Below are 14557 nucleotides of genomic sequence, written 5' to 3'. Positions count from 1 at the left end.
CAAATGCAGGGCATATTACACAGTATGATGAACTGGAAGTCATTCATGAAAAGTAATACGCCCAAAAGAGTTGTTTATTTTAAATTAAAAACCCAACCTAAAACCCATGAAACCAAAATCAACCCGAATTGAATCTATCGACATACTTAGAGGGATTATCATGGTAATTATGGCTCTAGATCATGTACGTGCATACTTTCATTATGGTTCCTTTTTTTCAGATCCAACCAACCTAGAAACGACAACACCCATACTTTTTTTTACTCGTTTTATTACACATTTCTGTGCACCTATATTTGTTTTTTTGGCTGGAAACTCCGCTTTTTTGTATGGTAGTAAAAAAACAAAACATGAACTTTTTAAATTTTTATTTTCAAGAGGAATTTGGTTAATTATTCTAGAGTTTACCATCAATAATTTAATTTGGACTTTTGATTTTAACTATAGTTTTATCATCGTCCAGGTAATATGGACTATTGGTATTTGTATGGTTTTTCTTTCGTTTTTAATATACTTACCAAAAAAAGTGATCTTTGCTATTGGTATTATTCTAGTTGCTGGTCATAATGCTTTAGATGGCATTGTGTTAGAAGGCGAGAGTTTTAAAGCTATACTATGGTATATTTTACACCAAGGAAAATTTTTCGTTTTCAGTCCCGACTCCATACTTTATATCCATTATCCTATAATTCCTTGGATTGGGCTGATGGCTCTGGGTTATTTATTCGGTACTTTTTATCAAAACGGGTTTAATGTTGCTGTTCGTAAAAAATGGCTTTTGTACCTTGGATTTGGTGCCATTATTCTGTTTTTTGTTTTAAGATTGTCAAATGTATATGGCGATTTAGTACCATGGACACAACAAGAAACTACTACGAAAACGATTATCTCATTTTTAAATGTCACCAAATATCCACCTTCTTTATCATATCTATGTATTACAATGGGACCTGCACTGCTGTTTTTGTATGCTGTTGAAACCACTAAAAACAAAGTAACCGATTTCTTTTTGGTCTTTGGTCGTGTACCCTTATTCTATTATTTCTTGCATATGTTAGTCATTCATACACTGGCTATCGTGAGTATTTTAATTTTTGGAGGTCATTGGCAAGATATGATCATTGATGCTGCGTCTTTTTTGAATAAAAATTTACTGACTTATGGTTATTCACTTTTTGCTGTATATATAATATGGATTGGAGTAATCCTTCTACTCTACCCTATTTGTAAAAAATATATGAACTATAAAGCCAATAACAAAGACAAATGGTGGCTTAGCTATCTTTAATCTAAAATATGATAAAATTCTTCCGTCAAATCCGAAAAAACCTTCTCGAAGAAGGTAAAACTTCCAAGTACTTCAAGTATGCCATTGGAGAAATCATCCTCGTGGTTATTGGAATTTTGATTGCTTTGCAGATAAATAATTGGAATAATGAATCTGGTAATAAGAGAGACGAGCAACGTATTGTTAAGAATCTAAATTTTGAATTTAAAAAGAATAGGGTAAATCTTCAAGAATATATTAAGCATCACAAAAAGATCCTTTCATGTGCAAAAGACATTATGAATTTAATTGGCGAACCTAAGGAAATTCTTGATAAATATAATCTGGATAGCCTACTAGCACAAACTTTAGATTATAGAACCTATAAACCAAGTCAAGCTGTGGTTTTAGACTTAATATCTTCTGGAAAACTAAATTTAATTTCTTCAGATTCTTTGCGGGCACAGCTATTTGAGTGGTCGAGTAAATTAGAAGAAAATCAAGAAAACTATCTCACATTGGATGAAATTGGTCAAGATCTTTTTTTACCTTATCTAAGCAAGAACGCTTCTATGAAAAACATAGACAATTATGGCTTATTACAGTGGAATAACAAAACAAAACTTAAGCATGATAACTATGGTATGTTTCAGGATATAGAATTTGAAAATGTGATGGATAATCAATCTTGGGCCATATTAAATTATATCAAGGCTCTTGAAGGCCTTGAAAATGCTATGGATAGAATCATAGAGGAAACCAATAAAACATTTAAATAGCAATGATATTATTTCAAAATGGTGGGGCAATACAAGTTGAAACAAACAAAAGCAAAGGTACTTTATTTACTATTAACTTAAGAATCAATGATTAGACAAACACTAATATCAATTAGTCTATTTTTCTGTATGCTATTTACAGCAAGTGGACAGGAAAACCCTGTAAATAAAAACAGATTGGCACTGGATACAATCGTCCATTTCACTAAGTCAGATTTAGATCCGCTTTTTGGCTTAATCATAAAAAATAGGGCTGGTTGGATATTTAAATCAGGAAATGACCAAGATTCGTCTCCCATAGACATTGATTTAAGGGGTTGGGAACGCTTAAGTCCTTCACAGATATCAAATGACATGGCAGATAGTTCTGGCAAATTTGAAGGCTGGTTTAGGTTACAATTTACCATTGATAGTGCTATTGCAAGTCTTCCACTCTACTTAGACAAAGAAGATCACGCAGCAGAGGGTATTTACTTAAACGGAAAATTATTGCGTCAATTTGGTGAAAAAGGGAACGACAGAGCGTCATTCAAAGAGCATATTCAAAATTTCGAAATTAGAACCCCAATATTTTTAGAACCTAATAGGGTACATACATTAGCCATACATTATGTAGATTATAGTAAGTATTGGGGCGTTGCTAAAATCGCAGAAATAGGTTCTACCAGAATTATTACCAATGACTATTTTGACTATATGAGTTTGTTGGGTAAGAAAGCTTTATTTGATCTATTTAGTTCTTTTATTTTCTCCATTCTTTTCTGGCTTCTCTATATTCTAATTAGAGAAGAAAAGGAGTTATTCATCATAGCCCTTTTTTCAACTATAATGTTCATATTTAATATTAGTACGGCATTCTATGGTGGGGATAGTTTATTCTTTACTCTACCATCTCACATCATGATTCTATTATCTTATGTCCATTTTTTTTTATATTTCTTCTTCCCTGTATTATGTCTTTTATTCGGCTATAGGATGTTATATGGAAAACTTCATAAATGGTTGATTCTATTTTGTTTAGTTGCACCTTTAACCATGTATTACAGTTTTCTATCGTACCTAATTACGGGAATTGGGATTGCCATTTTCTTACTCTTATACGCTTTAAAATCTAGAAAAAAAGTAATGTCTGTTAGGGTAGTCATGTTTAGTTTATTTTTATCTTATACTATAACTTTTATTGGACTTATGTTCAGATGGTTCTCTACTGGCGATCATCTTAGTTTAAGATTGTATTCTGTTAATAGTGACTTAATTGGTAAGGCTGTTTTATACCTGGGAATGTTAGCATTTGTTGCCTATCGCATGAGAGAGAAGAATGAAAATATGCGGCAAAATGCGATAGAACTGGTAAAGATTGAAGCTGAAAAAAGTTCGTTAATTGCTTCGCAAAATGAGAAATTAGAATTAAAAGTAAAAGAAAGAACATCAGAATTAAATCAATCTTTAAACGATCTTAAAGCAACCCAATCGCAGTTAATCCAGTCTGAGAAAATGGCAAGTTTAGGAGAATTGACTGCGGGTATTGCTCACGAAATTCAAAATCCATTAAACTTTGTTAATAATTTCTCTGAAGTCAGCACTGAGCTCATTGATGAAATGAATGAAGAATTAGATAATGGAGATATTGAAGAAGCGAAAGCCATTTCAATAGATATTAAACAAAACCTTGAAAAAATAAATCACCATGGTAAACGAGCCGATGGTATTGTAAAAGGCATGTTACAGCATAGTCGAAGTAGCGAAGGTGAAAAGGAACTTACTGATATCAATAAACTAGCAGATGAATATCTCAGATTGGCATACCATGGTCTGAGGGCCAAAGACAAAAGTTTTAATGCCGAATTGATAACCGATTTTGATAAAAGTATTGGTCTTGTAAATGTTATACCTCAAGACATTGGCCGTGTAATTCTGAATTTGATAACCAACGCTTTTTATGCTGTTGATGAAAAAAAGAAATCAGGAATTAAAAAATATGAACCAACAGTTTCAGTTTCAACAAAGCAACTTAAAAATCAGATTATCATTTCAGTAAAAGACAATGGAAATGGAATTCCGAAACATATACTCGACAAAATCTTTCAACCCTTTTTTACCACAAAGCCCACCGGTCAAGGTACAGGGTTAGGTTTGAGCATGAGCTATGATATTATTACAAAGGGTCACGGTGGTGAGCTAAAAGTACAAACAGAAGAAGGCAAAGGAACAACATTTTCAATAGTACTAACAAATACAACAACCTAACCAAATGAAAACAAATCAATCTATACAAAAGCGAAGCCTTGTTCTTCTAATCTTAGGTCTATTCTTGGTAACTTTTTTGTTTCCAACTAAATTATTAGCCCAACAAATTGATCCTGATTACATTTCTATTGGTGATGGCTTGGCGGTTCCCAACGTTAAAGATGTTTTCCAAGATAGCTTCGGCCTCATATGGATTGCCACCAGTAATGGTTTGCAAAAATATGACGGTTATACTTTTACTACCTTTAAAAATGTCCTTGGAAAAACCACTAGTTTAGCAAACAATAGCCTTTGGAGTATTGCCGAAGATGACGAACATAACCTTTGGATAGGCACCGATGCCGGTGTCTCCAAATTTAATAGAGATAAAAAAACCTTTACGAACTATGATTTTACAACACTATTTAACCTTCCACCAGGAATTAGTGCCGTTTTTAATATCTATATAGATTCTCAAAAAACAATTTGGGCGGCATCAAGATCAGCAGAACTGGTATTTTACGATAAAGAAAATGATACATGGAAACCAGCAGATTATAACATACCTAATTCATCTGAAGGCACTGTGACCAATAATGCCGTATTTGCAATAACCGATGATGCCAATGGTGGGCTTTGGTTCGGTTCCTTTACGCATGGATTGATGCATCGTGCTAAAAATGCAACGAAATTTGATCCTGTTTCTTTTGAGGATACCGAAACTGTTGATTTTACCAGTGATGTAAATGGTATTACAGCTTTATTCGTAGATAGTGAAAACATCATTTGGATAACCACTAGAAATGGAGTTTATAAGTATGATCCTATAAAAAACAAATTAAAAACATTACAAACGTATACTGAAAACCAGGCAGAGCTTTGGAATCTTTTGAATGATATTATACAAGATAATGAAGGTAATATTTGGATAGCCAATAACTATCGAGGAATTTTAAAATTTAAAGGAATTTCAGATGCATTTCAAGTGATTCCGGTAAACGGAGTGTATGAAGCCAAAGGCATCGGTATGAGTGTCACTTTTTCACACTTTATTATCGATAAAAGTGGTATTTTTTGGATGGGTAGCATAAACAAAGGTATTTTAACACATAATCCCGAAAGTAAACCTTTTATACACTATACTCACGATCAAAGTAATGAGCAAAGCATTAGTATGAATGGTCTATTTGGATTACTTTCTTCTAAAGTAAACCCGAACACGCTCTATGTTGGTACACGTGGGGAAGGCCTAAATATTTTTAACGAAAAAAACCAAACCTTTAAACAGGTAAAATATAAGGTTATAAATGATACATACGGTGGTGCCGTTCGCAGTATCGGTGAACTTTCTGATGGTACGGTTTATTTGGGGTCTTGGAGCGACGGTATTATTGAATTGGATAGAAATTGGAACGAGAAAAGGCGGTTTGTTTACAATGAAAAAGATGAAAATAGTATTTCAGACGACAAGATTCGGGTTTTAAAAACAGATGCCAAAAATAACTTTTGGGTCGGTACCAGTAATGGACTGAATTATTTTGACACTAAAAAAGGCACGTTTAAGCGGATTACCAGTTCCTACACACAAACCTATCCTGACGAACTTTTAGAAAATATTAATAACTGGAGTACTAGTGATAAAGCCATTGCTAAATTTTTAGAAGTAACAGATAATCAAAATCTTAGTCAATCCTTTGAAATAACTAAATCTGGCACTTACCTCATAGTATCTATAGGCGAAGGGGATATAGGTAGTATGGCTGATTTTGGTTCTTTAGAAAATACTGTTAAAGATACGTTATGGATTTCAAATAATTTTAATAATACTAAATATGCCGGTGGTGGCCTAAAAAACAGAATTGAAATACAGCAAATTGAATTAGAACCCGGTAATTACGAACTTAAGTATAGGTCCGACGATAGCCATAGCTTCGGGGTTTGGAATGAAGATGCACCAACTAAAACTAAACTCTATGGCACAATACTTATCCAATTAAACACCGCTGACAAAACGTTGGTTGAAACACTTTTAAAGAAAGATTCGGACAAATTAGTTATCACCGGTAGCAATATCCTTTCCATGAAACTTACAGATGACTTTCTTTGGGTGGGTACAGATGCTGGTGGACTTAATAAAATTAATTTAAAAGATAATACGGTCAAATCATACCTTGCTGATCCCAATATTGAAAATGCTATAAGTAGCAATGCAATATTTGATATTAATCTTGATAAAAAAGGGTTTGTCTGGATTGCTACAAACGCAGGCTTAAACAAATTAGATCCAAAAACTGAAACTTTTACACATTATAATGAATCCGATGGCTTACCCACAAATTTAATAGAATCAGTAGTCATTGGAAAAAATGGTGAAATGTGGTTATCTACCCAAAACGGATTGTCACAAATGGTAACAAGTAAAACATTGGGTAAAGTTACTTTTATAAACTATAGTTCAGAAGATGGTCTTGGCGGCGATTCATTCCTATCTCAAGTAGCAACTGTGACCCCTGAAGGTAGGTTTTACTTTGGTGGCGAACATGGCTTAAATGCCGTTAGTAAAATAAAAACCAATGATGTGCCTCCAAACTTAATTTTATCTAATCTTTTAATTTCTAACCAATCGGTTTATAATATGGGTGAAGCTTCTCCACTAAAAAAGGATTTACTCTCCACAGATACCATAACAATGGCACACAATCAGAATAATTTAAGTTTTGAATTTGCCGCCTTGCATTATGCCAATCCTAAAAAAAATCAATATGCACATATACTCAAAGGGTATGATAACGATTGGATTTATGACAATCGGAATTATGCATCATACACCAATCTTGATCCAGGTGATTATGAATTTATTATCCGTGCCTCCAATGCGTATGGTGTTTGGAATGAAGAAGGTAAATCAATATTTATAAGTATTAAGTCTCCTTGGTATAAAACCTGGTGGGCCTATGGCATATATGCGATTTTGATAGGATCACTAATTTTTACTGTACATCGATTTCAACGTAGAAAATTAATCTTGAAAGAACGTCAACGCTCACAAATTCGGGAAATGGAACTCCGAACTGAGGCTGCAGAATCAGATGCCAAAGCTTTACAGGCAGAGAATGATCGGAAAAGAAATGTGGAAATGCTGAGTGAAATTGGGAAAAAAATTACTTCCTCTCTAGATTTAGACGATATATTCCATAAATTATACGAACATGTCAATGAATTAGCGGATGCCTCCATTTTCGGAGTCGGAATTTATCACCCCGAAAAACATAAAATAGAATACCGATTGGCTATGGAGAAAGGAAAGGCTTACCCTGTCTACTTTAGAGATACTACCGACAAAAATCAATTTCCGGTATGGTGCATAGAAAACCAAAAGCCCATTTTTATAAATGATGTGCAACTGGAATATAAAAATTATATTGAACACTATAAAGAACCTGAAACGGTCTTTAATGACGGGACTAAGACAGAAGAGCCTACATCCATTATCTATTTACCTTTGATCTCTAAAAAACGAGTACTTGGAGTGATTACCATCCAAAGCTTTGAAAAAAATGCATATACGGACTATCATTTAAATTTATTACAAAATTTAGCTTCCTATACTGCCATAGCCCTGGACAACGCTGATGCTTATACCGCGTTAAAAGCAACGCAATCGCAATTGATTCAATCCGAAAAAATGGCAAGTTTAGGAGAGCTCACCGCTGGTATTGCTCATGAAATCCAAAATCCATTAAACTTTGTCAATAATTTTTCTGAAATAAGTAATGAGTTGATTGATGAAATGAATGAGGAGCTTGATAACGGAGACCTAGAAGAAGCGAAAAACATTGCCAAAGACATTAAACAAAACCTTGAAAAAATAAACCATCATGGTAAACGAGCCGATGCCATTGTAAAAGGGATGTTGCAACACAGTCGAAGCAACAGTGGACAAAAAGAACCTACAGATATTAATGCCTTGGCGGACGAATATTTACGCCTGGCCTATCATGGATTGCGTGCAAAAGACAAAAGTTTTAACGCTACACTGAAAACAGATTTTGATACCAGTTTGGAAAAAATAAAAGTCATTCCACAAGATATTGGTCGTCTGATTCTCAATTTAATAACCAATGCCTTTTATGCCGTAAATGATCGTAAAAAACAGAATATACAAGACTACGAACCCACCGTTTCTGTGAGTACAAAAAAGAAAGCTAATACCATTGAAATCTTAGTTGAAGACAATGGTAATGGTATTCCAAAAAAAATAATAGATAAAATTTTTCAACCTTTCTTTACTACAAAACCCACAGGACAAGGTACAGGGTTGGGTTTGAGCATGAGTTATGATATTATTAAAGCCCATGGCGGCGAGCTAAAAGTAGAAACGAAGGAAGGTATAGGTACAAAATTTTCTATTATATTTACAAATACAACAACCACATCCAAATGAAAATCAATCTATTAATGAAACGTTATATTTTTCTTACGTGCCTAGTCTTTGGCCTGTTTCTTATTTCTTGTCAAAAAAATAGCAAATCAGAAACGGAGACTAAAGTTGGCAACTACAAGGTTCCTGAAACGATTCCTTTAAAATTTACAGACCCAGAACCCTTTGAATGGGAAACCCTAACGAATGACGCCCTAACAACCCCCGTATCCTATTCTTTAAACATTGACGCCTTACCCAGTAAACCGTTTGAATTGAACCAATTTAAACCATTGAAAACTCCAATGAAAGAATATGATTTGGATTGGGACAATGTACCTTCTGAAAAACTAAAGCTAGATTCTGTACCTTTTACCGTAACAAAATCGACCATAAAAAAGCCTATCATCACTAAAATGAAGGCTCCTGTAATTATGGAAGGCACCAAAAACAACCTGTTACAACTTTCTGTAAATGAAGGCTTGATAACCAATGAAATAACTTCTATAATAGAAACAGAAGATGGAGAAATTTGGATGGGCTCCACCTCCAGCTTATCAACAGCGTCTACCTTAACACGCTACGATGGTGAAAATGCTTTTACCTATAATTACCCAAGAGTTGTTGATATGACTTTTGATCAATTAGGACGACTTTGGTTAGTCACTGTATATAATGACATTCATGTGTTAGATTTTGAAAAAGATATAGCCTATTTAATAAAACCTTCTATTGCAGAATTTGTAGGCGTAGACATAGCATGTGACCATAGTGGAACCATGTACATCGCTTCTTACACAAATGCTTTTTATACCATTGATGCAGCGATGAATAATTTGCAAAAATTGGAAAATGTAAGTAATTCTGCAATGACGATTTTAGAGGACCGTGAAAATAATTTATGGCTTGGATATTTGGACGGACTGGTGGTCTTAAACAAGGAACGAACCTCTTTTAAAAAATTACAAGGCACTACCGATTATAATTCTAATTTCTCGGTTTTTGATATTAAAGAAGATAAAACGGGTACTATTTGGGTATGTCAATTAAATCCTCAATCTCAGAATGTCAATACTCCTGAATCTGAAGTGTTACGAGTATCGTTAACAGACAAAAAAATTAACGTGCTCTCAGCAGAAAATGGATTTAACATACCAGGCCATAGAATAGAAGAAGATGACCAAGGCAATTATTGGATTGCTGGTGAGGATAAAATGTTTGTTTTACATCATGATTTAAAGCAGTCAAAAACAATAGCAATGAACAGCCTTATGTTTGCTAGCGGAAGTAGAATTGGTACCCTAAAAAGAAAAGATGGGTCTTTATGGATTGCCACAACAGATAAAGGTGTGATTATAACAAATGAATACACACTTAATACCCAATATTTGAGTACGGCTGATGGATTATTAAATAATGAAGTTTGGGAAATAGAAGAAAACTCTAGAGGAGAACTATGGCTGGGAAGTAGAGGTGGTATTTCGATTATTGACCCACAACTGAATACCATAAAAAAAATAACGAATGAGCAAATAAAAGGTATAGATATTAATTCGATTAATTATTTAAAAGAAATTTCTAAAGATATTTATTTTATACAAAATGGGTATGGTTTTATCATTTTTGACCGACAAAATAATAAAATTACCCAATATGCTGGTAATGAAAACTTAAACTTAAGAGTTTCTGGGTTTGCAGCATTAGACGAACATCAGTTTATGATATACAATGCAACTGGTTTGTATCAATACGATATAGAAAAAAATAGCTTAAAAAAATTGATCTCTAAAACAGACCCTAATATATTACAAACGTTGTTTGCTATTGCAATAGTTTATGATGGTTCAGAAGAAATACTTTGGGTTCCAACGCAAAATAAAGGTTTAGCAAAAGTGAATTTAAAGAACAATACCATTAGCTATTTAGGAACAAAAGAGGGACTCTGTTATAATAACGTGGGTGTAGTCAACTTTTCAAAAGAAGGCGAACTATGGGTAACAACACTGAACGGTATTGCTATATTAAATTTTGAAGAAAACACACTTACTAATTTACAAGAAGAGAATGGATTGATACCTGACGAAATGTATGATATCGTTGAAAAAGACGATAAGATGTATGCCGCAAGTGCAAATGGACTAATTCCCATTGAAAAATCGTCTGTTAAAACGTACGATAGTGGATTTTACAACTATAATGGAGGCTTTGGGTTTAAAGCCAATGATTATTTGTCAGGCTCTAGTACATTTCTTAAAAATGGACAGTTTTGGGCCGGTGTTGTTGATCTCGCAAATGTTTACAAACTTGTAATAATGAACAATGGCCCCAAACCAGATACTACCATAAGTACGGTTCATATTAATAATATGTTTGTATTGGATGAAAATTTAAAGTTTGACAGCAAAGCGGATAATGACTCTATTTCTAAAGCATCCTCATCCGATACCAACATGAAAAATATAAAATGGGATTCCATTAAAAAGCCCTATAGTATACCAGTTGGTCTTGTATTGCCTTTTGATCAAAATAGTTTAAGCTTTAGTTATTCCAGTGGCGATGTTTTTAATAGAAACCAACTTAGCTATCGCTTTATTTTGGATGGCGAAGATTTAGATTGGACCTACGCCGCAAACGCAACAAAAACAAAAAATTATTATAATTTAGAACCTGGTGAGTATACATTTAAAGTAGCTTCCAGAAGTTTTAATAAGCAATGGTCAACACCAGACGTAATGACATTCCGTATTAGTCCACCTTGGTGGCAAACCTGGTGGGCCTATCTTATTTTTGGGCTAATAGCAGTGGGTATTTTAAGAATTTATATTGCCTTTAGAGCAAAAAAATTAAAGAGAGAAAATAAATTTTTGGAAGAAAAAGTTAAAGAAAGAACCAATGAATTGGAAGCTTCCATTGAAGATTTGAAAGCAACACAATCACAATTGATCCAATCTGAAAAAATGGCAAGTTTGGGTGAACTTACCGCGGGTATAGCCCATGAAATTCAAAATCCATTAAACTTTGTCAATAATTTTTCTGAGATAAATGTAGAACTGATTGATGAGATGCAAGAAGAATTAAAAGCGGGTAACAACGAAGAAGTGATAGAGATTTCTAATGATATCAAAGAAAACCAGAAAAAAATTAATCATCATGGCAAGCGTGCAGATTCTATTGTAAAGGGAATGTTAAAGCACAGTCGCAATACCAGTGGAGAAAAAGAACCGACAAATATCAATGCGATTGCCGACGAGTATTTGCGATTGGCGTATCACGGACTCCGAGCTAAAGACAAATCTTTTAACGCTACCTTAAATACAGATTTTGACGAGTCTATTGGTTTAATTAATGTAGCAGGTCAAGATATGGGTAGAGTAATTTTGAATTTAATTACCAATGCATTACATGCCATCTCCCCAAACTCAAAAACACCTGAGATAACAGTGAAAGACCCAACGATTTGGATAAGCACCAAAAAAGTAGGAGATCAAGTTATCATAAAAATAAAAGATAATGGTTCAGGAATTCCTAAGGAAATAGTAGATAAAATTTTTCAACCCTTTTTTACTACCAAACCCTCAGGACAAGGAACGGGATTAGGACTCTCTATGAGCTACGATATTGTAAGATCACATGGTGGCGATCTGAAAGTTGAAAGCCAAGAAGGCGAAGGAACCACCTTTACCATTAGTATTCCAAAATAAATCAATTAACCCAATAAATATAAAATTCTTTAAGTTATGAAAATATTAGTAGTTGACGACGAGCACGATGTTAAGACCTTATTTCAACAACGTTTTAGAAAAGAAATTCGCAAAGGAGAACTCGAGTTCGTATTTGCCTTTTCTGGAGAAGAAGCCTTAACTGTATTGGAGAGTATGAAACAAGAAGCCGTTTTAATTCTTTCAGATATTAACATGCCTGGTATGAGCGGATTGGAATTGTTAAAAAAAATTAAAAAGGAATATCTAGCACCACCTCCAGTAGTAATGATGATAACCGCGTATGGTGATGAAGAAAATTTTAACACTGCCAAGAGTTTAGGAGCAGACGACTTTTTAACCAAACCTGTTGATTTTAAATTATTAAAAGATAAACTAATACATAATATCTAATGGCAAAAATACTAGTAGTAGACGATGAGCCGGATTTAGAAACGCTGATTAAACAGAAATTCCGTAAACAAATTCGGCAAAAAGAGTATGAATTTCTATTTGCAATCAATGGTAAAGACGCTCTTGAAAAATTGATTGCCGATCCTGATACTGATATCGTTTTGAGCGACATTAACATGCCCGAAATGGATGGTTTAACCTTGTTGACTAAATTGAGTGAATCGAGTCCACTCATTAAATCGGTTATTGTTTCTGCTTATGGCGATATGGATAACATACGTGTTGCCATGAACCGTGGTGCTTTTGATTTTATTACAAAGCCTATTAATTTTGAGGATCTTACGTTGACTATGGAAAAAACCATAAAACACGCAAAACACATTAAAGAAACCCTCCAAGCGATAAAGGAAAACAACATTTTAAAAATGTATGTTGATGAAAATGTGCTCAATTTTATGGGAAGCCGTGAGTATGAAAATACGATTATGGCTAATGAAACTATTGAAGCTACCGTCGTTTTTATAGACATTTGCGGGTTTACAAAAATTAGTGAAAATGCTCCTGCAGACACTGTAGTTAAAATGATTAATTCTTATTTCGATGAGATGGTAAAAGAAATAATGAACCAAGAAGGGTATATCGATAAATTCATTGGCGATGCCATTATGGCGGTCTTTAGAGGAGAGTTTCATTTAGACAGAGCCATTGATGCAGCATTAGCGGTACGAAATAAAATAAATAATCTCCCCGAAATGGGCGATACATTTAAATTTAAACCAAAAGTGTCTATCGGTATAAAAAGTGGGGAGATGATTTCTGGGAATATAGGCTCCGTAAGTTTAAAAAGATTAGATTATACCGTTATTGGAGATACTGTTAATACCGCCGCACGATTGCAAGATGCTGCCAAGGAAAATCAAATAATTATTTGTGAAACCTGCCATGAGCACATTAAAGAATCATTTGTTTGCAAATCATTAGGCAGTATAACTGTGAAAAACAAATCGGAGGCAATAACTATTTATGAAGTATTGGAATAAAACAAATGTTCAGTTTAAGAGTTAGGGCATAAAAAATTAAGTAGTCCAAACGCGAGGTATCGCAATTGAAATATAAACAATTTAGGAATATGGAAATACCGGAAGCACAGCAAAACCCACCCCAAATTAAAAACAAACACACAGATGATTTAGTAGATCATTATTGGGGAAGCATCAATTATATTTTTAATTTAATTAAGGCCTCCGAAATTAAGGCAGGTTTAATTCTTTCATTCTATGGAATTTTATTCAATTTTATATATAAAAGCTTTGCAAGTGTTTCAGGTACAGATACGTACCACACCTTTTTATATATTCTCTTAGGCCTTTGGCTTATATGTACTATTATTTCGGTGTACTTCTGTATTCGATGCTTTATGCCGAGGATTGAAACGAAGTTTGATAAAAATATTTTCTTTTTTGGTGATGTAATTACCAAATTTGGTGACATTAAACAGTTCTCGAAATTGTTTCATGAAATTAGCAAGGATGAAGATCGATTGTTTGATCAATTAGGACAACAAGTCTATATCAATTCAAAAATTGCTGCCTTAAAATTTAAAAATGTAAATAGAGCGTTGCGATTTTTAGCCTTAGGATTGGTATTTCTATTCATTATTATTACATACTACGCAATCGTATTTTCATAATTCTTCCTAAAATCATAAATTCTAATCGTGATTTTGTGTTCTGAATTTAACTACTTTTGCAGT

8 protein-coding genes are annotated in these 14557 nt (G+C 33.7%); all 8 read left to right on the top strand.

Going from position 1 to position 14557, the window contains the following annotated elements; translation table 11 throughout:
* Positions 1–106 precede the first annotated feature (106 nt).
* Positions 107–1288: an acetyltransferase domain-containing protein gene (locus tag JBL43_RS15035; RefSeq protein ID WP_198842230.1), complete on the top strand. Its 1182-nt coding sequence runs from the start codon at positions 107–109 to the stop codon at positions 1286–1288.
* 8 nt (positions 1289–1296) lie between these two features.
* A complete protein-coding gene (locus tag JBL43_RS15030; RefSeq protein WP_198842229.1) occupies positions 1297–2046 on the top strand; it encodes a DUF6090 family protein in 750 nt (249 codons plus the stop codon).
* A gap of 87 nt (positions 2047–2133) precedes the next feature.
* The gene (locus tag JBL43_RS20265) at positions 2134–4293 is read left to right on the top strand and encodes an ATP-binding protein (RefSeq protein WP_233098804.1); all 2160 of its coding nucleotides are present in this window, start codon (positions 2134–2136) and stop codon (positions 4291–4293) included.
* A 4-nt stretch (positions 4294–4297) separates the two neighbouring features.
* Entirely contained in the window at positions 4298–8716 is a 4419-nt protein-coding gene (locus JBL43_RS15020; protein ID WP_198842228.1) for a two-component regulator propeller domain-containing protein, read from the top strand.
* 14 nt (positions 8717–8730) lie between these two features.
* The gene (locus JBL43_RS15015; RefSeq protein ID WP_198842227.1) at positions 8731–12393 is read left to right on the top strand and encodes a sensor histidine kinase; all 3663 of its coding nucleotides are present in this window, start codon (positions 8731–8733) and stop codon (positions 12391–12393) included.
* A gap of 36 nt (positions 12394–12429) precedes the next feature.
* Entirely contained in the window at positions 12430–12804 is a 375-nt protein-coding gene (locus JBL43_RS15010) for a response regulator (protein WP_198842226.1), read from the top strand.
* Positions 12804–13844, top strand: coding sequence for an adenylate/guanylate cyclase domain-containing response regulator (locus JBL43_RS15005; protein WP_198842225.1), 1041 nt, complete (start codon positions 12804–12806; stop codon positions 13842–13844). Before JBL43_RS15010 ends, JBL43_RS15005 begins: the two co-directional genes overlap by 1 nt.
* An 89-nt stretch (positions 13845–13933) precedes the next feature.
* Entirely contained in the window at positions 13934–14494 is a 561-nt protein-coding gene (locus tag JBL43_RS15000) for a Pycsar system effector family protein (RefSeq protein WP_198842224.1), read from the top strand.
* Positions 14495–14557 lie beyond the last annotated feature (63 nt).

Source organism: Aureibaculum flavum, assembly GCF_016406085.1.
In the GTDB taxonomy this organism is placed as follows: domain Bacteria; phylum Bacteroidota; class Bacteroidia; order Flavobacteriales; family Flavobacteriaceae; genus Aureibaculum; species Aureibaculum flavum.
The sequence above is the reverse complement of the archived record's forward strand: the minus strand, read 5'-3'. Positions and strand labels throughout refer to the sequence as shown.